The organism is Luteolibacter sp. Y139, assembly GCF_038066715.1.
In the GTDB taxonomy this organism is placed as follows: Bacteria; Verrucomicrobiota; Verrucomicrobiia; order Verrucomicrobiales; family Akkermansiaceae; genus Haloferula; species Haloferula soli.
In genome coordinates this window covers 283,261-301,216 of record NZ_JBBUKT010000010.1, presented here as the reverse complement: position 1 = coordinate 301,216, position 17,956 = coordinate 283,261, and the positions used below count along the sequence as shown (strand labels likewise).

The window sequence follows — 17,956 nt, the reverse complement described above, 5'->3', positions numbered from 1 at the left end:
GCACTCCGCTGCTATTGGGACTAAGCGAGCTCTCTGGTTCGATCACCTCACAGAATTGGATACCGTTTCGGAAAAGGAACGAATTCACCGAAGAACTTTGGATCAAGGGAGGGGCGACGATCCAGTGGAAACTGGCATGCACCCTTTCGTTTTTTCCGATGGAAGCATTCGGAAGATTCCATCCGTAGAATCACGTCCCGCGCGTTCATTGCATCGCAGACCGGAAGAGTGCATCTGTTTACCTATCGCATCCGTGCGTGGTGCCCGTGGTTCGGGGGGACTGCGGGTACCAAGCCTTTCCGTGGTATTCGTGTGAAGCGGCAAATGCGCCCGTGGCCGGAATTCAAACCCAACCGGTCACGGGTATTCTTTCGCCTCCTACTTTCCCAGGAACAATGGCGACAGGCGCAAGAGTTTCACAGGCCGCGCCTGTCGCCTACTTTGTGCGCTGCTGGTGCGCGACTGCCAGACCGGCATGTCAGATCCCGGCGGCGGTTCCGACAATGCGCATCTCTCGCGTAGAAGATAGGACGCCAAGTCGCCCTCGCTCAATTGTTCCGACGGCTCCAAAATCCATTTCGCGGTGTGCAGGGCGCGCGCCAGTTCTTCCTATGATGCCTCGGGATGACGCTCGCGCAAGAGAGCGACGATGCGCGCATTGCCGGCCAGAAACGCGGCATCGGAGCGCATTGATGGAATGCTCATGCCATCCCTCAAAACCGAAATCTTCGCTCTGGATGAGACTGCTGCTGTGGTGGAAATTCCTACGAGGCGGATGCGGAGCTAAGCCGACCGGCGGGTGCTCGCCATCGCGATGGCTACTGCCACCAAGATGGCGGCCACCGCTAGGTCGTCAAAAATCTCAGGATTCATGGCGTTACCATTCCAATCGCACGAACCGGGAAACTGTCAAACGACGGTGGCCGTGCGCCTCATCCTCCGCGAGCGCCACGCGAGCCACCCGCCCCAAAGCCCGACGAAGGAGAAGAAGACGAGGGAGTCGGGGATTCTCAGGCAGCGAATGCCCGGCTGAGTGAACACGAATTCTTGCGCCTCGGTGGTTGTGGGCGGAAGGCGCGCCACGCCGCTGCCCTTTCCGGTTAACGTGTGCACCGCGCGGTCAAAAATATAGGTGGTTCCGTCCAGCCGCACTACACCGCGGGTTCCCGACTCAACCCACCAATGCACGCAAGTCGTGGCGCGCGTGGTATCCCACCATGCCCACGCGAGAAAGGACGCGACGAAAAGCCCGAGCCAAAACGACGGGCGGCGAAGCAAGGGGCGCGGCTTCACGTTTCAGGTTCCCTCTTTGTTAGTACTCTCTGCCGCCGCCACCGCCATCCGACGAAGGCGGACCAAGGGAGAAGGAAGGCAAGAACAAGTGACCAGTGGGCGAAACGAAGACGTAAGCTGTGGCCAGTGATAGGATGAGCTCATCGTTAGCGATGCTTCCACCCATGGAGACGGAAACAAAGCCCCCCCTCGACTCGTGGCTCGTTCATCTCCCCCACAATGCCCCACATGGATCGGCGCACGTCGACTGCAATTCCCAATCTGCCCTCATATTGGGAAGGGGTCAGAGTGAATCCGCGTGTTGAGATAGCCGCCCAGCGGTTGACCGTCCTCCCGGTCAACCAATTTTTGAAGCCGGGCCGTTTGACATGAGGTCAGGACTGGATATGGAAATTTCTATGTCCACCGCTCCCAATCCCGACCGTTGGAGGCCTGACGCTCTTGACGGGCTTACAGTGGCCGTTCTGGTTCTCTCGTTGGCCATGGTCCTTTCCATGGTCTTCCGAATGTTCACGTGAGATCGTCGCTACCCGACCGCCTGCCGTCCACGTCCAGAGTCTCCGGCGCGCCCAGTTCACGCACAGCGGGTGACGGGCCCGGGGCTCTGCGGCATCTCTGCGAGCGCTCCAGATGCTCCAGCCGCTTTTGCAGATCCGCAACACCTGCGGCGATTGACTTGATGGTGGGGACTTCCTCGGCAGGATCGAGAACGGGTTTCCATCTCATCGTTCGCAAATAGCAGGAAGGTAGTTAGAAAGCGAGGAATTCTGAGCTCGTTTACCCCGAAGTCGTACGCTGCCGCCCAGGTTGACCTCCGCGCTACCCTCCTTCAATGCATCCTCGCCAGATCTACCGATGGAAGAGCGTCTGGCTCGGTCTGCTCGTGCTGGCGTTCCTGGGTTGGGCGTGGAGCCGGTCGCTTCGCCATGAGGATACGCTGGTATGCCATTACGGCGGGTGGGAGGGGGCGATCGTCAACTTGGGCGGTGCCGCTAGGTATGTAGGGGAACTTGATTGGTCCAACCACCGACGCCTCCATTTCTCCACGAACACTGTTCCCACGCTGAAGGGTGAGGCATGGCCGATCATTGCCGCCCCATGGACCGTGGAAGAGTTCGGACCTACATTCGCGCACTGGTTCCTTATGCTACTCTTTACCGTTCCATGGACCGCCTTCCTTGCGTGGCGGTGGCGGAGGATGAGGCGCGCCAAATGAGAACCTCAGTGGTGCCGGCGCGGGGGGATGTATGGGACCGTGCAGTCGATCGCCACAACCCTCCGATCGTTCGGGTCGAAGTCCTCACGGAACATCTCAATCGGTCCGAGGGGCTCAAGCTCGTACATCATCGAGAAGCGGAAATGTCGCCACTCTTGTGCAGGCTCGTGGCACCATGCGATGACAACGTATGCCCCCGTCTTCTTTGCGTGGCCGAGCATGTAAAGGTCGGCAATGACCTTTTCCCGGCCGTAGTAGAAGGACACGCGCTGGCCGCCGCGGACCGCCGACCGGACCTCATTGAGCGAAGCGAAGATGCGCATGCGCGGGAAGAAATTCACCCGCGCGCGCCTTTCAACCGGGAATTTTGTCAGCGGCCGCCTCTCCCATTTGGCACTGCCCTGCCTACGCGCCAACCGCACTGCATCCGATTGCAACTGAACTCACGGCGTCTGATGCATCCCAAATTGGGAGAATCTTCAGCACCACATGGTGGACGGGCTTCCTTCCCGTTCGGCAAGTCCACGCGTAGGCTTCCGCGGCTCGAAGGTGGCCGAGCAACTCGAACGTCTCAACGTGCCCTTGCGATCCCGCCTTTGGCCCGCATTGGAGCTCGATCCGCGTGGTGTCCCTATGTTTGCACCTGCACCCCAGCAGAGCTTTCACGGCCTTTGAGAGCGCCTTCCGGTGAGAGGTAGAGCGAATGCCATGTGCCTATCAGGTATCGAGGTGCTCGTCTGCCAAAATCGGATCAAGCGGAACCGAGCGAATTCCTGAACGCGCTTTTCATCTTCCGCAGATGGCGCCCAGCTTCAGAATCTCGCCGCGGCATTGGAGGCCCCGTTCAATCTTGCGAGATCGATTGCCACATCGTTTGCGCTGGCTCCGGATCGAGGCGATGGTGGCACTGTGCTCTAGGGCTGGTCGGACGCGCTTCGGGGGGAGCGCCCTGGCCAGTCCGCGGCCACATCAATAGTTGTTTCGATTCCCGAAAGGCGGTGCCCGTAAATTTGGTGTGCGGGCACCGCGCTCAGTCCTCAAGCCGGCGTTACCTTGCGCCATGGACGGATGATCCGGAAGACGGCGATTCTGCGACCGGCCACCTCAATGATGCCCTCGAATCCGACCGTGTAGACGACAGAGACTTCCATGATGTGGGTGACCTGGCGGAGGGCCGCGCTCAATGCCTTCTTCGACACGACGATCCCGCAAAGGTCATCCCCTTGACCCTCGGGCATGAACGCACACGCCACACTGGTCACCACCGCGCCGTCCGGCGGTCTACCCGCCCACATGGAGACGACGTCAGGGCTAATCCCACCCACGGCCCCGTAAGTGGGGGCACGTGGTCCGACTCGCACGTAAAAGGCGCTTCCTCTGCTACGCGCTGGGGATGGGATTCCACCATTGAGGAGAAACAGTTTCCCGGCCCCGTTACAAGCCTTCCTATTCAGCGTCCTCCTCACGAACTTGCCTTATCGCTGCATCGCTGCTTCTCTCGTGGTGATGTCCGGACATCAGACAAGCCAACGTGCCCATCCAGGGCAGTGTCTCTTGGGCGATTGGGTGCTCGCATCGTCGGTGCCCGAGTGGAGCACAAGCCAGCTCTTCCAGACATTCGTGACGCCGGGACAGAGATCCGAGCGCTGGACCTTCCGCGGGAGCTACTACATCGATTCCGCCGGTGATCCCGTCGCCATCTGGCGGCGAGAGGGGCCGGCGTGAAAACGAATAGGCTCCTTCCTTTCTGCCGCTGAGCGAGTCCTCCCTACTTGATCCGGCGACGGGATAAACGATACCTCCATCGAAGAGGCGGGAGTCTGGAGGGTTCGTGTTAATTGCGGCTCTCCGCCCGCCTCTTCGTTTGGAGAGACGGGCCGGCTGCCATGGGGCAAGCCGTGTAATTACTCGCGAGTCAGTCCCCCAAACCAAGGATGTTCTGAATCATCGTGGGGCTGATGAATTCGTCAGCCAATGAGCGGCCTCATCCACCGAGTTGCACGAGCAAAAATCCAAGCTAGGTAACAACTTAACCAGCCGTACTTCCGCCAATGCCAGACGACGAATTCAACGATGTCATCGCGGCCGCACGCCAGAAGGCGAGTGAACGCGAAGTTCAGGCCGCTAATCGCCGCGACGGAATGATGGAGGCCATTCGCTCGAAGCGGGACGTCCTTCACACGGTCGTGCACCGGGTCCTGCTTCAGGCGTGGCGGGCGTTGGAATCAGCCGGCGTGAAGGCCTCCGTCGATACCGGCGCGAATTCACGCGGCGAATGGCAAATCGCGCTCAAGGTCGCCGATAAGCCGCATGCTCCCGCTTTGGTTTTCTCGGTGATATCCGGCTTGGCCGTCCACCTGGTTTGCAGCAAGGAATACCAGACGCCGCGGGAAGAGGTGAACTACGACCTCATCGACGACGCCACGCCGGTCGAGATCGCCCAAATCGTGAGCGACTACCTGTCGGAAACCTTGGGTTGATGCGAGGGCTGGTGTTCAGCGTGGATAGCCGGTTCCCCCGTTGCTACGCCCGACCGGCAGCGAGCGTCTTATGTCGCCTGGGTAGGCTGCTCTCAGGCCGCACGGTGGGATTACGGGAGGCCCTTTGAGAAAGACATTTGCACCCCAGCCCTGAGGCGATCGTTGAGATCGGCCTCCGGCATGCTGGAACGATCAGCTTGCAGACTGAAGGCTCTTCTCCGATGCCCTCGGTAGAAACTTGTCTGGCAGAACGTCCATCGCCCGGATGCTCCAGTAGTGGAACGTCATCCATCTAGAATCACCTCCGGCCGACGACCTTCGCACCCAAGCCTTGAGCTCGGAGGTGCCGGTGACAGGGTTGCGACTCAGCTCGTGAGGTTCGGCCTCATACTTCCGGCCATCGTAGGTAAAGCGGATCACGCGGTAATGGCGGATCGCCCCCCGAAGGTCGGCCATCAATGCATTTTTGTGCAGTGCCATAATGGCGGAAAATATCCATAATTGGCCGCTGTCAAGAGGGGTGTGGGAACTTTTCTACCGAGTTTCTTCACCCCCCGGCGCGGAAACCGAGGGCGATATATCGGCCTTGGTCTTAGCCCTTGGCTCCAGCCATTGAAGAGAGCGCGGCCTGCAGGATTATGCGGAGCCGTCCTAAGTCTCCGGCGCGTCCAGTGCCCCTACCGCCGGTGAGACGTCGGACGCTCTCCGCCATTTCGTAGGTCCGTCACCCGGCGCTAAATTTCGTGCAGAGGGGGTGTTAGGGCGCTGGGACATCCTGCACCGCCTTTGGGGGTGCGGGTGACGTCGCGGGCACCAGCAGATGACTCCCCGCTGCGGTTGTGAATCCCGCACCCCAACTTTCGGTCGTCACAGGCACGAGGACGCTCGCGAGATAATAGTAATCCGCCTGCATCTGCTGCGGGCTAATCGAGAGCACCACGTAGCCGTGCCGGTCCAGATCCGCAAACTTCATGTGCGGATTGTGATTAACGCCATCCCCCGGAAACGGACTGTTGATGATCGACTCGACGCTACCAGTGAAGAACTCTCCGATCTCCTCGTCGAAATTGGCGGCCGACAAGCTTGGCGTGACGATTTCTACCGCCACCGCACCTGCGCCCGTGGAGGGATCGTAGTTCGGATTCCCAAACGCCGGATTCGCCACTTCGAAGGCGAAGCTACAATGGATGTCACCTGTCAAGATCACGACGTTGTCGATGGTTTCCGTCGAAAGGAAATCCACCAGCTCCGCACGCTCCGCTGGATAGCCGTCCCAGATATCGAGAAATTGATTCTCAAGGAAGTCTCCAGTCACTAGAGGGTCCAGCGAGGCGGTGAAGCCAATATTGAACTCGGAGAATACCACCTGGTTGCCGAGCACCTTCCACGTGGCAGTTGAGTCGCTCAGCTCGGTTTTCAACCATTCCTTTTGCGACGCGCCGAGAATGGTCCGATCCGGTGCATATAGGAGTGGATTGTTCACATCCTCAATCTGAATATCGCGACCCTCGATGCGCGTATCAAGAAGGACCAGATCCATCAGCGGCCCATAGCTGAGTGAGCGCACAATGCTCGTCCCCGACTCGCGGATTGGCATCCATTCGAAATACGCTTGCATGGCCGCCGCCTTGCGTCGCTTCCAGCTGCCTTCTTTGCGCGGATTGTGGTTCTCCGCGCCCCCGCGCCAAGCGTTGTTGGCGAACTCGTGGTCATCCCAGATCGTAATGAAGGGATGCTGCTGGTGCGCGTGGCGCAGGTTAGGGTCCAGCCGGTAGTTCGCGTAGCGTTTCCGGTAATGCTTTAGGGTCACCGTCTCATTGCGCGGGAAGAGCACCCGCTCATCGCGGATTTCCGGAGAACTGTAGGTGTCATTGTCGGCGTATTCGTAAATCGAGTCGCCGGTATTGATTACCGCATCGAGATCGGTGCGCTTCGCGATCTGATCGTAGCCGGAAAAATAGCCCCACTCGTAGTTCGCGCAGGAAATCACAGCGAACTTCAGCTGGTCGACGGCCACATTCGGTGCGGTCTTGGTCTTGCCGGTAATCGACGCGCGCCCCATCGACTCAAAGCCGTAGTAGTAGGTCCGGCCCGCCGTCAGTCCGCGAACGTCCACCTTCACCGTATAGTCGGTGTCGGCAGTGGCGAAGGTGTTCCCGCTCGCAACGACCTGTGTCAGGGCCGGATCGGTCGCCATCGTCCACTTCACCGGCACCTTGCGCTGCATGGTGAAGCCGGACTTGCCCGGCGGGGTGACCCTCGTCCACAGGATGATTCCATCCGGCAATGGATCGCCCGAGGCTACACCATGATAGAAGGGCGCAAGCGCGGGATCGTAGAGATCTTCAATCTTGAACGGTAGCTGAGCGGACGTCGGAAGGGCTGTAAAAGCCAAAAGGGCCAGCAGGAAGGGGCGCAAGGTTTTCATGGTTCGCATGGGATTAGCGCTTCTTTGCACGTTCCATTCCTAGAGCTACTGGCCAACGAATGCCGCCGACCTTTAGGTCATGCGCCACAAGCCACTTCTGCAATCGCCCGTAATAAGCGCGACAGCGATTCATTTAGGCAGGACGGCCTTGATAGGAGAGAGTAAATCTGTAGCGGGCCACCGCCGCCCTCACCGTCCCAATTTCAAGCGCTCTGCTAATCGCACCGTTGTCGAGCAAACTGCGCTGCCAGGAGGCAGACGCGCTTTCTTAACACGTTGAGATCGCGAGTAGCGTGATCGGTCCGAATATGGCGCACCAAATGCAGGGTGGCGAATCCCCCCACTGCCCAAATCGGGTGGCAGGCACGGAGTTCCCCCCCGTCTGTGCCTGCTACCCCTTGCATACTCATTCATTACATCACCCCCGGATCTATCAGATAAGGAGTTTATCGCCACAAACCTCCGCATCATGGGGATGCTGCAACGGAAGCACCCAAATGCCACCGAAGCCAAGCTGGTGTGGGGTCTACGCCAATCTCTGGCACTGATGGACCAGGCAACAAGCGATAGAATCATGGCCGCAGCTTCGATGCTGCTGGATCCCCAGTGAAGCTTACCCGTACCCTCCTCCGGATGGCCAAAGCCCACAAACCACCACTCAGTCTGGAGGTTTCGCCAAAGGTCTTTGGCGATCGTCCGCTTGCTCGTGGACCACACCGCCAAGAGTCTTCGGGTCGTGTCGGAAAATGAGGGGGGGGCGAAGCGAAATCCCCAGAATCGTCTGACCGAGGCGGCGCATCCAAATAGCGCCTTGCCACGAATCGCAGGTTCAAAACGACTGGCGCAAGCTTCTAACAAATTTCTGTAGGCTCCATGCTCAACATTGCCGCTCTTTTCGAATTGCCCGTAGATACCAGTCCTGCCCGCCGGGGCCAGATCAACGCCGAGCTCCAGATTGCCGGCTTTTCACGGCGGCCGGAGGTGCCTTCCCTTTGGCTTTCGCGCTCGAGATATCCCGACCTAAGAGCGGCACGCCATGCTTTCCGGAACGCCTTCCACTCGTGTCAGGAGCCGCTCCCCCGTACGTTTCTGATTCCCTTCACGGAAATCTCGGAACTGCCTTAGACGTCAAGAAACGGAGAGAGGAACGTGATGACGAGGCTTCGCGTCCGCGCTCAGTCGTCGGGCCTATCCCTCTCGTGCTCTGCGCTGGCATGGAGGAACACCTCCGCCGTATCACGTGTGTCGATCCACTTTCCGCAGACGGGGCATTGGACGAAGTGAACCCGGTCCTCTTCTTCTGCTCGATCGTGGTCGTGGTCCTGCATCGTTACGCGGATTTTTTAGCCGCCTTCTTCGCGACTTTCTTGGCGACCTTCTTCGCAGCCGGCCTCGTCACTTCAGCGGCCTTTGGCGATCCCGACTTTCCACCTTTCAGGCTTTGCTCAAGGTAGGCAGCCAGGTCGATCGTGTTGTTAGCGGTCACCCGATCATCGCGCTCACGGTCCCCGCCCTTCACAACGGCGGCACCACCCGAGGCGGCCTTCTTATCGATGTAGGCCATCAGCGCCGCCTGGTATTCGTCGTGGTGCTGCGACGGGTCCCACTTCTCGGTCATCTGCTCCACCAGGTGCTCCGCGAGATCCAGTTCCTTCTTCCCGGGCTGATACTGTGCGTCGTCGCTCGCCGGCAGATCGAGCTTGTCGGCCTTCCTGAGCTCCTCGGGGTAACGAAGCATTTCAAGGACGATCGCATCGCCACGCACGAACATTGCGGCCAAGTAGCTGCGGGTCCGGATCACCACCTTTGCGATGCCTGCCTTGCCCGTCTTCCGCAGTGTCTCCCGCAAAAGCGCATAAGCCTTTTTGCCGCGTTTCTCGGGCTCAAGGTAATAAGGCTTTTCGAAAAGCATCGGCTCGATGTGCTCAAGGTCGACGAACTGCTCGATCTCAATCGTCTTGGTCAGTTTCGGCTGCACGTTCTCAAGTTCCTTCTCATCAAGGAGGATGAACTCGCCTTCCTCGTGTTCGTAGCCTTTCACCAGATTTTCCCACGGCACCGGCTTGCCCGTCTCCGCGTTCACCTTCTCATAGCGGATGCGCGCGTTGTTCGTCTTGTCGATGAGGTTGAGGGACACCTCCGATCCGGACTCTTCTGCACTGGTGAGCCCCACAGGGATGTTCACCAACCCGAACGCGATTGCACCTTTCCAGATTGAGCGTGTCATGCGGCTGGTCTCGCTCGAAGCGTGCCTCATAAAATTTCAAGCAACCGCAATGCGTTGCGCCCGAACCTATCGGGTTTCTTAAAGACCCACGTGCCAATTTGCACGATCATGCCGGTTTTTTGCAGCGGTTGTCGCTCTTAAGTTACCCTTTTTCTTCACTTGCAACCGAACACCTGAAATCGCCGCAGAGCGGCGCGTGAAGGAGTCTGCCATAGAAGGAGCGACAACTAACCGCGAGCTTCAGAGCGTGTGGAAATCCGAGCCCAGCTTTGATGGCAAATTGCCATTATTTAGAAATGGAAAATACATAGGAGTCGGGGCAGGCTAGACCCTCATGCCCTCAGAAATACCGAACGAAATCGGCATTCTTTACCAGCTGCGCCTGAGGTTCCCCGACCGGCTCTATTCAGAGTTGCTCGACGCTTTCAATCTGGCACGCACGATCATGCCGGTCGGGAGCCGGGAAGAGCTGCAGACCGTGGCGGCTTACATTTTGGAGACGGCGGTGCCGCGCCAGCCGCATCGGGAGGATGCCTCGGCGGAGGGTGCGCCCGGAATACAACCGCCGACGCCTTCGTCGGAAGATTCTGCTCTCATGTGAGACTTCAGCTGCCCCACGCACCGCTGGGAACAAAAACGGGACGTCGCCGTCGTCGGCCAGGTGACCGCATGCGTGATAAGAGCCGCCCGTCCAGAGTCTCCGGCGCGTCCAGTGCACGCACCGCAGGTGAAGGGACGGAGGCTCTGAGGCATTCGAATTATCTGCACCATCGCGGGACTTGCCATCCGTTCCGCTGCAATACGTGCGCGAGACGCTTCATCCTCTTCGCCTCCGCTTGCGAAGTGGAGGCTGCTTTACGGAAGTCCCGAAGCTCGCGGAGTGCCCAATCGCGAAAGAGCGGATCGCCCTCGGATATCCAATGGCCGCCCGCGACTTGATACTCTTGGCCGCAATCAAGATCCGACGCAGCCACCATCCAGCGGCGACCGTCGCATTCAATCTCGACGAGACCGTCCCGGCCGGAAGGATTGAGAATCAAAGCCGGCGCTCCGGGACGCAGCCGGGGAAGAGCACCCGCGGGATAGTCCAGCCTGATCCAGCAGCGCAAGCCGCGAGCATGGGGGATTTCTCGAGTCGTGGGCATGTAGGACGGTGTCCTACCAGCGGCTCTCGGCGGTTTCCACGGAATTTCGAAAGTAGTGGTCACGCGAAGCGCAGGGCGCTCCGCACATTTCATATCGTACGCGGACCGAGCTCGGGTTCAGCGCAGTCTCGTCCAAGACTCTGTAGCGCTACGATGGCAGCTTCCTCTCATTGCTCAGCCCGTTTTGATTCCTACCCATCTCTCGATCTGATCGCAATCGTGCAGGGGCCTCCAGCTTCTCCAGGCGTCGCTTCATGTCGCGAACTTGAGAGCCGGCGGAACGCAGGTGAACAAGGATCTGGGTCGGGGTAAGTTGGCCGTTTCCGTCCATCCGCGGCGTATACCGGAACCTGCGGATTATTGCATGATCGTTGGCACAAGCCCTCCCCCGCGTCGGAGGGAGGGCGCTGGTGCCGGGGCCACCCGGGCTGGTGGGCACTCATGACATTCTTCCAATCGGTGCATGATGATGAACGTGACGATGCCCCCCTGTTTTGCGATTAGCTTCTAGGACCCCGGGGGGCGAACGGAGCCAAAATGGAAATCGCCCCGATTCTTGGATCGTGAGGGTTAAAGTCAGAGCGGCACCCCTCCACCGGGCTGAGTAGCTCGAGGTCGTAGATCATGTGGTATCGAAGCAACCGCCACTCGGGGGCCGGTTGATGGCACCAAGCCATAACCACGTAGGCTCCCGTCTTCTTGGCATTGCCGAGCAGGTATAGATCCGCGACCAGTTGTTCCTTGCCGTAGGAGAACGCTACCCGCCGGCCACCGCGGACTGCCGACCGGATCTCTTGAAGGGAAACGGAAGTGCGCATGGCGGGAAGAAATTCACCTGTTTACGGTTTTCAACCCGACATTTCGTCAGCAGCGGCGCGACTCCGTGAGAGCGCGAGTTTCAAATCGAAGGCGAATATTTCTCCTCATGGGAGACTGACTCAATACAGCACCTTTCCCTCCACGTCCCATCCGTCCACGCCGATGCGAGAGCGGGTGACACAGAACGGAAAGACTCCAGCCAGCGTCTTAATACCAAAGACGTCCGTGGCGCGGGCAGCTTCCACCCGGCGATTGGTGACGACGGTGCAATCGTGCCAGCACTCCTCCCGATGAAGGGGAAGATGATGGATGTCAGACGGGATGAGGTCGCCCACAACCTCACCGTTTTTCAAAAGGTGGGAAGTCATCATTCACGGTTACCTCTTTAGACTGGCCCAAGCGAGATCAATCGCGATACCTCGCCCCGCACATATTGCGAAAGCCGGCCTTATGATCTGGAATCCCATTGGGATTAATCGGCAGTTTTCCAAGCTTCGGGATCAGCGGGCCGCCAGAGGCCGTCGTCAGGAGGTGGAACCGGGGCAGCATCCCCCTGCCGCCTGGGCTGTTTGAGAAAGCGCACCACGTGATCGTGAAGGCTATCGTAGGCTGCGTGACGGGCCTGATCGTCGCCGATCCACGGCTCCATTCGGAAAATGGGAGTGTCTGAATGCTCCGGAAACTCGCAGAACTCGATTTCGGCATTCGGGCAACGCTGTTCGAGGAGCTTGCACGCACCTTCGGTATCATTGTTGAGGAACGCAGACCGATTCAGTTGGATCAGGGAGATCGAGCGAGGGTCGAAAATCATCAGCGTGGCGGCCGACAAGGGTGCATTGGGTGGTCGGGCCGTCAAACGACGAGCGAGCTTGACCCACCCGTTACGCTCCGGGTGTGCGGAGCATTCAACCCAGACCCGAGATGAAAGGTTGTCTCTTTGACGTGATCGGCTACCCGCTACCGGAGGGCCTGGTGAACGAGCAGGAGGTCACCGTCACCCGGGGTGTCGAGGACATGAAGTCCGTCGTGCTGGATGGCGCCGGTGTCGAGTTCGAGGTCTTTTACTGGCAGGTGGACGTCGGCCGCGAATTCCTTATCGGCGGCGAGCATTACCACGAGAGCCACCCGACTGTCCGATGACAAGGTGGCGGATGCCCCGGGCTCCTGAAGTTCATTCTCCGGCGGAACGGACAGGATATCTGATAAACCGGCTTGAAATGCCCCGTGGCGATTTCTATTGCGCATGCCAAGGTCGAAACTCCCACGAGTGATAAAGCAGTAGTTTCGCTGCAAGTTTGATCATCTGCATCTCGGCTTCCTTCTCGCTGGGGAATGAGCCGAAAATCCGCGCGGTGTGGTGAGGCCCTATGGCCGTGATCACAAATAGCGGTGTCGGGGAGTTCATCGTTGAAATGGCCGGGAGATTCTTGGGATAGGGAAGATTCCCACGTCCCGACCGCCCGGGACATCACGCGATCATGGGATTTTCCACCGCGAAAAGCGGACAATTACGCGCTAAATGCACTTGGGCAGCGCATTCTGAAACCCACCGGTTAGAGACGACTAAAGAGAAGCGTTGTCTTTCAGTCACTTACAGGGGCGCGCATACTGGTCTGTGGATTGCCATAGGCGGCGACGTTACACCCCCCACGGTGGCGGACTCCGGCATGACGGTGCGGGGTCCGCCACCGGTTTTACCGTTATATGCCACCCTGAATGATCACCCACACCACCGAGTTGTCCGACGAGGAATTTCGCCGCGTCCACGAAAAGCCCCTAACCGCTCTCCGCCGCTTGCACCCTGACCGGACCGAGGAAAAGCTCCTCCACGCGCTGCGGCAGGCGACTGGGCTAACAGAGCCCGCAGGCAATGCGCGGCTAATCCAAGCAGCCTTGTTTTTGTTGGACTAGCGACGTTCCGACCAGGTTGCAAAGATCGCCAAAAATCTTGCGCGAGGGCACGGCCTAACGTCAATATGTCCCCCTTCTCTGGGGGGAGAAGAACATGCGCCCCGTTAGTCCTGTGGCTGACGGGGCGTAGTTTTACTCCCATGGGAATGTAGGATCACGAGCCCTTCACAATCGCCAAGCAGAGCACGACCAATGCTGCGGCCAAGACGAGTAGCATCCACTTCAAGCCAGGGTCTTCGAATGGCTTTCGCTTTGGGTCGTCGTACCGTGGCGGACGGGGAAAAGAGCGACGGTTGTCTCGGGATTTGCGGAACATCAGCAGAGGGGAGTCTGGTGGTGATGCCGCGAGGTAGTCACAAGATCGCCCCAAGTCCAGCCACTCGTCCTTTGACAACCGCGCGGCGCTGACTAACAGGAACGGCGATGCCTAGAATTCGAAAGTTTGGACCTGACGAATTGCTGCTGGCGGCGGCGGTGTTCGTGACCGCGATCGCCGCGGCTGTGGCGCTGGTGCACCGATTCCTGTTCGGACACTTTTACTGCCGTCGCAGGAGGATCTCGGTGAGATCCGTCTCGTGAGGAGGTGAGTCGGGCAAGGCGGGGATGTTCTAGAAAAGCTCCTTGAGCGTGGGGTCGTCAATTATCGAGGCCCGTGGGCCAGGGTGGGCCTCGATCGCCAAAGAAAGGAGTTCCCGCGCATGTGCCTCGTCGCCGGCAATCAGATGGATTGCCGCCAGCTCCTGCAGGATGTGCGCGGCGAAGATGGAGGTAAGGTCCGCCTGCGGGGGCGAGGAATCGCGCCAACTCTTCGGCCATCTCGATCTGCTGCATGGCCATCGCGCAGATGACGCGCATTCTAAGCACCGGCAGGTTCATGCGGATCGACGCCGGGGCAGCTTCAATCGCCTCCCACGCGTCCTCATAGAGCTCGAGTTCAACGTAGCCCTGCGCCTGGGAAATGAGTTTTTCTTCGTCGGTCATCGGCTGGCAGGTGGCTAGAGAGGACCCTTCCGAAGAGTGACGGTGACCTCGAGCCAGAGGTCGTCGTCCATACTCTCGGAGACCGTGGCAGTCTCGACGTTCTGATCCTGTAGATAAATCTTGGCCGAGTAAAGAAGGCTGTCCCTCAGCAGCGTTTCGACCGGAACGTCGAGGGCCGGATCGTCGGAGGTGTCGGGCTTAGGCATGGCGTTCAGGATTTCACGGGATAGACGCCCCATAGTTTGAAGTCCTCCCGCATCCAATCGGGGGCGACGTCCTCCCACTCATTCGGCAGCTTGGCGAGGCTGTAGGCGTAGCGGAGGGTGAAGACATAGTCGGGCCCATGGATCTCCGGGCGAAGCTGTCGGAGGGCGGCGAAGACGTGCTCGATGAGCTGTGCTTCGGTGGGGAGGGTGGATTCGACAACGATTGTCGCCACGAAGTAGCCGAGGTCCTTGGTTTCCGCTGCATGCCGGCGGGCGATACCCATGATCCAATGTTGGGGTTCACCCATAGGTCAGACCGTAGGCCCGCCTCCGGGTCCCGCAAGCTCACAAGAAATGCCTGTCTGGCCGACAGCGTATGGCCTAGAGCGGATTCCATATGGACGAGGTCCCCCCGCCCACCGAAGACTGCGATATTGGTCCCGCCTGGTTCCACAACAAAGGGTCCGTCCGCCTTTCCGCGCGCTCTGGAGACGGTTGATTGATGGGTCCTGACGGTTTTAGTGGCGGCGTGTGCTCATGCTGGGGTTCGGATCGCCATCATGGTTAACCGCCGCCAGCGCCCTGGAACCGCGAAGGGTCACTACTTCAATTTACTGGAGGACGAGACCGGCATTGCGACCCGCTTTGTGCCGCACTGTTAACCAAGGGACGGATCCGAACCCGCGAAGGATGGGGAGTCCGGAGGGTTCGTGTTAATTGCGGCTCTCCGCCCGCATTTTCCCTTCAGCGCCAGCAGCCAGCGAATCAGCATGGAAGGCGGCAGGCGCCTTTTTGTGAAATCCAGCGCGTGCCGCCCTTGGCTGGGAGGCTTATCAGCGTTAGCGCCAAATTTCGATTCAAGCAAGCGTCCGCTAACACCTTGCCCGAGTGGTTCGTTTCTCGTAGCATTTAGCTTTCCCTGGGGAGGGAAAACGGAGAACAGACGAACCCCGTCAGTCTTTGGACTGGCGGGGTTCTCTGGGTCTGCGGTCGACAAAAGCGCGGTTTTGAGTTCCCTGTCGATTCCACGGGGCTCATGTCACGAACAGATCAGTCGGCCGCAGCCGTTGTAGCTTCAGGGATGAGTTCTTGGGCTACGGCAGTCAGTGTCTTGTCGGTTGTGCCCTCTTCATCGAGGGTGGCCTGAAGCAAGGCCACGACCTCATCCTGCCCGAGAGCCTCTGCCAAGGCACGGGCGGACCCATATCCGGAGATCTCGTAATGCTCCACCTTCTGAGCTGCGGTGATGAGCGCCAAATCCTTGATGACCGGATCGCCCTCCTCCTGGATCGTTTCCGCGCCCTCTTCGACAAGGCCCTTCATGGCTTTGCAGACCTTGCCTTTGGGTGAGGCTCCAAGGAGTTGGGCTATTTCTTCCAAGCGGGCCACGTGGCCCTTGGTCTCTTCGAGGTGTTTGGTGAAGCCCTCCTTGAGCTTCGGATTGGCGGCCGCTTTCGCCATCTTTGGAAGTGCCTTCACGAGCTGGTTTTCGGCGCTGTAGAGATCCTTGATCTCTTGCACGAGGAGAATATCGAGTGACGTTAGTTTAGACATGACGTTGAGTTGAAGTTTCACCTGACTCTCGCATCGCGAGTGCCAAACGCTCGCCGTCATGTTTGCGAAGACCACGTGGCTTAAGCCTCCAAGAAAGGAGGCATAATGCCGTTGCTTGGCTGCAATTTGCAGATGAAATCAGCCGGGTGGTCCATTCAAAACTCAGACTGACGCCAGCCAAGCAATGGCCCAACTTCTGCGAATGCACTCTCACCCATGAGTCAGCGTATTCTTCTGAAGTCTGGCGGCTTTACCGCCATGGATCTATTGTTCGCCTTATCCACAACTAAGGCTGGTAAATCCCCACGGGAAGGGACGAGGAAGTCCGCCCCAGCATCAAAAGCATCCACGAGGACGAAGCAAAATTATTTCGCCTCGGGCTCGTCCTCGCTGCGTGCTGCGACCGAGAAAGCTATCAGTCCCGGGGTTACATCGGAGGTGCGATGAGTGGCGACCGTTGCGAACGCACATGGATGCCATGACCTTCGATCAGGACCAGATTGTCTTCAGCCCTCTTGATATCGATCTGACCCGATCGCCTTTATACGGCCAGATCGGCGAGCCAACCTTTGTGCTTGGAGCTTTCAATCCCGGCTTCACCCGTCTGCCCAACGGCAACCTTCTGATGATGGTACGCGTCGCTGAGGCGCTGTCGAATCCCAAGACGGAGCACGAGATCTTCGCCATCCGCTGGGCCGCGGACCGCGGCTTTGTGAGGGATGGATACGACCTCTCGTTGGTTGATGTCACCGATCCACGGAAGTTCCGGCTTCGGGGTCATTCTTCGAAGGTAATGGCCCTGACCTCACTCTCCTGGCTCCTGCCGGTGGAGCTCGATCCCTCGGGGGGAATCATCGTGGCCGTCCACTACACCAAGGCGATTGCCCCTATGGCAGAGTACCAGGAATACGGGGTGGAGGACGCGCGGATCTCCCGCGTGGGTGACACGTGGTACATGACGACCTGTTCCGTGAGCGCCCAACGTCACAGCACGACCTTGTATACCTCTGCGGACGGGCTGAACTACTCCCTTAAAGGGGTCATCATGGACCACCAGAACAAGGACATGCTGATTTTCGAGGGGAAGGTGGATGACAAGTTCTTCGCCCTCACGCGACCCTTGGGGGACCTCTATTTCGCATATCCCCCGGACAGCAGCTTCGAAGCGGGCCCGTCGATCAACCTATCCTCGTCACCCGACGCCCTTCATTGGAAGCCGTCTGACAGGCCGCTGATCCGTCCGCGCCGCGGTTCGACATCGGTCATGAAGGTCGGCGGCGGGACGGCACCCATTCTCACGGACCGGGGTTGGCTCCTGCTCTACCATGGCGTGCAGCCCGGAACTATTGTGGGGACGTATCGAACCTTCTACGCCTACCTGGATAAGAATGATCCTTCCGTGGTGCTCTCGGTGGACGATTCAGACCCCGTGCTGGAGTCCAGACCCGAGCTCACTCTCCCTATAAAAGATCTGAGCTATCTTACCGACGTTGTATTCACCACGGGACTCGTGGAGGACGGCGACCATTTCATCGTGGCATCTGGGGAGGATGACCTTGCCTGTCGGATCACCCGCATTCCCAAGGCCCGCTTTGGCCTCTGATTCGAATATTCCCATTCTTCCGGGATAACTCACCTCCAAGTCGTGAGCCAGGCGCCGATTGCCGGGGTGGTCGATCCGGGAAAAAGGGCACGT

Annotated in this window: 19 protein-coding genes; 7 read left to right on the top strand and 12 right to left on the bottom strand. The window is 59.0% G+C overall.

Translation table 11 applies throughout. From position 1 onward, the window contains the following. On the top strand, positions 1-188 hold a 188-nt coding region (locus WKV53_RS22535; protein WP_341407073.1), incomplete at its 5' end, for a hypothetical protein. 1,615 nt (positions 189-1,803) lie between these two features. Here WKV53_RS22535 and WKV53_RS22530 read toward each other — a convergent pair. From WKV53_RS22530 to WKV53_RS22520, 3 genes are all read right to left on the bottom strand, one after another. Next, positions 1,804-2,019, bottom strand: a complete 216-nt coding sequence (locus tag WKV53_RS22530) for a hypothetical protein (RefSeq protein ID WP_341407072.1) — start codon at positions 2,017-2,019, stop codon at positions 1,804-1,806. Between the two features lie 495 nt (positions 2,020-2,514). Continuing rightward, positions 2,515-2,832: a WYL domain-containing protein gene (locus WKV53_RS22525; protein ID WP_341407071.1), complete on the bottom strand. Its 318-nt coding sequence runs from the start codon at positions 2,830-2,832 to the stop codon at positions 2,515-2,517. A gap of 714 nt (positions 2,833-3,546) precedes the next feature. After that, entirely contained in the window at positions 3,547-3,804 is a 258-nt protein-coding gene (locus WKV53_RS22520; protein ID WP_341407070.1) for a hypothetical protein, read from the bottom strand. Between the two features lie 756 nt (positions 3,805-4,560). Between WKV53_RS22520 and WKV53_RS22515 the strand changes: the two genes are divergently transcribed. Beyond that, positions 4,561-4,989 carry a hypothetical protein gene (locus WKV53_RS22515; RefSeq protein ID WP_341407069.1) on the top strand — a complete coding sequence of 143 codons (429 nt, stop codon included), beginning with the start codon at positions 4,561-4,563 and terminating at the stop codon, positions 4,987-4,989. A gap of 192 nt (positions 4,990-5,181) precedes the next feature. On the opposite strand, the gene WKV53_RS22510 is transcribed toward WKV53_RS22515, so the two are convergent. The 3 genes from WKV53_RS22510 to ku form a co-directional block, all read right to left on the bottom strand. Then, positions 5,182-5,445 carry a hypothetical protein gene (locus WKV53_RS22510; RefSeq protein ID WP_341407068.1) on the bottom strand — a complete coding sequence of 88 codons (264 nt, stop codon included), beginning with the start codon at positions 5,443-5,445 and terminating at the stop codon, positions 5,182-5,184. 301 nt (positions 5,446-5,746) lie between these two features. Next, on the bottom strand, positions 5,747-7,417 hold the full coding sequence (locus WKV53_RS22505; protein WP_341407067.1) for an alkaline phosphatase D family protein: 1,671 nt from the start codon (positions 7,415-7,417) through the stop codon (positions 5,747-5,749). Positions 7,418-8,747: 1,330 nt separating this feature from the next. After that, positions 8,748-9,644 (bottom strand): non-homologous end joining protein Ku, encoded by an 897-nt coding sequence (ku, locus tag WKV53_RS22500; protein WP_341407066.1) that lies wholly within the window; start codon positions 9,642-9,644, stop codon positions 8,748-8,750. Positions 9,645-9,978: 334 nt separating this feature from the next. Here ku and WKV53_RS22495 point away from each other — a divergent pair, with 334 nt between their 5' ends. Next, complete coding sequence (locus WKV53_RS22495) at positions 9,979-10,245, top strand: hypothetical protein (RefSeq protein ID WP_341407065.1); 267 nt, start codon at positions 9,979-9,981, stop codon at positions 10,243-10,245. Positions 10,246-11,727: 1,482 nt separating this feature from the next. Here the strand turns inward: WKV53_RS22495 and WKV53_RS22490 are convergent. Both WKV53_RS22490 and WKV53_RS22485 read right to left on the bottom strand, forming a co-directional pair. After that, positions 11,728-11,979: a hypothetical protein gene (locus WKV53_RS22490; protein ID WP_341407064.1), complete on the bottom strand. Its 252-nt coding sequence runs from the start codon at positions 11,977-11,979 to the stop codon at positions 11,728-11,730. A 101-nt stretch (positions 11,980-12,080) separates the two neighbouring features. Further along, positions 12,081-12,437, bottom strand: a complete 357-nt coding sequence (locus WKV53_RS22485) for a hypothetical protein (protein WP_341407063.1) — start codon at positions 12,435-12,437, stop codon at positions 12,081-12,083. 92 nt (positions 12,438-12,529) lie between these two features. Here WKV53_RS22485 and WKV53_RS22480 point away from each other — a divergent pair, with 92 nt between their 5' ends. The 3 genes from WKV53_RS22480 to WKV53_RS22470 all read left to right on the top strand — a co-directional run bounded on the left by WKV53_RS22480 (position 12,530) and on the right by WKV53_RS22470 (position 14,098). Then, on the top strand, positions 12,530-12,748 hold the full coding sequence (locus WKV53_RS22480) for a hypothetical protein (RefSeq protein WP_341407062.1): 219 nt from the start codon (positions 12,530-12,532) through the stop codon (positions 12,746-12,748). 576 nt (positions 12,749-13,324) lie between these two features. Continuing rightward, positions 13,325-13,519 (top strand): hypothetical protein, encoded by a 195-nt coding sequence (locus WKV53_RS22475; RefSeq protein ID WP_341407061.1) that lies wholly within the window; start codon positions 13,325-13,327, stop codon positions 13,517-13,519. 423 nt (positions 13,520-13,942) lie between these two features. After that, positions 13,943-14,098 carry a hypothetical protein gene (locus WKV53_RS22470; protein WP_341407060.1) on the top strand — a complete coding sequence of 52 codons (156 nt, stop codon included), beginning with the start codon at positions 13,943-13,945 and terminating at the stop codon, positions 14,096-14,098. A gap of 57 nt (positions 14,099-14,155) precedes the next feature. On the opposite strand, the gene WKV53_RS22465 is transcribed toward WKV53_RS22470, so the two are convergent. The 4 genes from WKV53_RS22465 to WKV53_RS22450 form a co-directional block, all read right to left on the bottom strand. Continuing rightward, positions 14,156-14,500: a hypothetical protein gene (locus WKV53_RS22465; RefSeq protein ID WP_341407059.1), complete on the bottom strand. Its 345-nt coding sequence runs from the start codon at positions 14,498-14,500 to the stop codon at positions 14,156-14,158. Between the two features lie 14 nt (positions 14,501-14,514). Next, positions 14,515-14,706 (bottom strand): hypothetical protein, encoded by a 192-nt coding sequence (locus WKV53_RS22460; protein ID WP_341407058.1) that lies wholly within the window; start codon positions 14,704-14,706, stop codon positions 14,515-14,517. A 5-nt stretch (positions 14,707-14,711) separates the two neighbouring features. Further along, positions 14,712-14,990 (bottom strand): hypothetical protein, encoded by a 279-nt coding sequence (locus WKV53_RS22455; RefSeq protein ID WP_341407057.1) that lies wholly within the window; start codon positions 14,988-14,990, stop codon positions 14,712-14,714. A 766-nt stretch (positions 14,991-15,756) separates the two neighbouring features. Next, positions 15,757-16,260: a ferritin-like domain-containing protein gene (locus WKV53_RS22450; RefSeq protein ID WP_341407056.1), complete on the bottom strand. Its 504-nt coding sequence runs from the start codon at positions 16,258-16,260 to the stop codon at positions 15,757-15,759. Positions 16,261-16,738: 478 nt separating this feature from the next. Here WKV53_RS22450 and WKV53_RS22445 point away from each other — a divergent pair, with 478 nt between their 5' ends. Further along, a complete protein-coding gene (locus WKV53_RS22445) occupies positions 16,739-17,863 on the top strand; it encodes a glycoside hydrolase family 130 protein (protein WP_345789673.1) in 1,125 nt (374 codons plus the stop codon). The last annotated feature ends 93 nt before the right edge of the window (positions 17,864-17,956 follow it).

Bases quoted from the DNA above. Each gene is read 5' to 3' on its own strand.
- WKV53_RS22510 (WP_341407068.1), bottom strand. From the start codon at position 5,445: ATGGCCGACCTTCGGGGGGCGATCCGCCATTACCGCGTGATCCGCTTT.
- WKV53_RS22450 (WP_341407056.1), bottom strand. From the start codon at position 16,260: ATGTCTAAACTAACGTCACTCGATATTCTCCTCGTGCAAGAGATCAAG.
- WKV53_RS22495 (WP_341407065.1), top strand. From the start codon at position 9,979: ATGCCCTCAGAAATACCGAACGAAATCGGCATTCTTTACCAGCTGCGC.
- WKV53_RS22460 (WP_341407058.1), bottom strand. From the start codon at position 14,706: ATGCCTAAGCCCGACACCTCCGACGATCCGGCCCTCGACGTTCCGGTC.
- WKV53_RS22470 (WP_341407060.1), top strand. From the start codon at position 13,943: ATGCCTAGAATTCGAAAGTTTGGACCTGACGAATTGCTGCTGGCGGCG.
- WKV53_RS22490 (WP_341407064.1), bottom strand. From the start codon at position 11,979: ATGATGACTTCCCACCTTTTGAAAAACGGTGAGGTTGTGGGCGACCTC.
- WKV53_RS22475 (WP_341407061.1), top strand. From the start codon at position 13,325: ATGATCACCCACACCACCGAGTTGTCCGACGAGGAATTTCGCCGCGTC.
- WKV53_RS22480 (WP_341407062.1), top strand. From the start codon at position 12,530: ATGAAAGGTTGTCTCTTTGACGTGATCGGCTACCCGCTACCGGAGGGC.
- WKV53_RS22455 (WP_341407057.1), bottom strand. From the start codon at position 14,990: ATGGGTATCGCCCGCCGGCATGCAGCGGAAACCAAGGACCTCGGCTAC.
- WKV53_RS22520 (WP_341407070.1), bottom strand. From the start codon at position 3,804: ATGTGGGCGGGTAGACCGCCGGACGGCGCGGTGGTGACCAGTGTGGCG.
- WKV53_RS22530 (WP_341407072.1), bottom strand. From the start codon at position 2,019: ATGAGATGGAAACCCGTTCTCGATCCTGCCGAGGAAGTCCCCACCATC.
- WKV53_RS22505 (WP_341407067.1), bottom strand. From the start codon at position 7,417: ATGAAAACCTTGCGCCCCTTCCTGCTGGCCCTTTTGGCTTTTACAGCC.
- WKV53_RS22515 (WP_341407069.1), top strand. From the start codon at position 4,561: ATGCCAGACGACGAATTCAACGATGTCATCGCGGCCGCACGCCAGAAG.
- WKV53_RS22465 (WP_341407059.1), bottom strand. From the start codon at position 14,500: ATGACCGACGAAGAAAAACTCATTTCCCAGGCGCAGGGCTACGTTGAA.
- WKV53_RS22445 (WP_345789673.1), top strand. From the start codon at position 16,739: ATGACCTTCGATCAGGACCAGATTGTCTTCAGCCCTCTTGATATCGAT.
- WKV53_RS22525 (WP_341407071.1), bottom strand. From the start codon at position 2,832: ATGCGCATCTTCGCTTCGCTCAATGAGGTCCGGTCGGCGGTCCGCGGC.
- ku (WP_341407066.1), bottom strand. From the start codon at position 9,644: ATGACACGCTCAATCTGGAAAGGTGCAATCGCGTTCGGGTTGGTGAAC.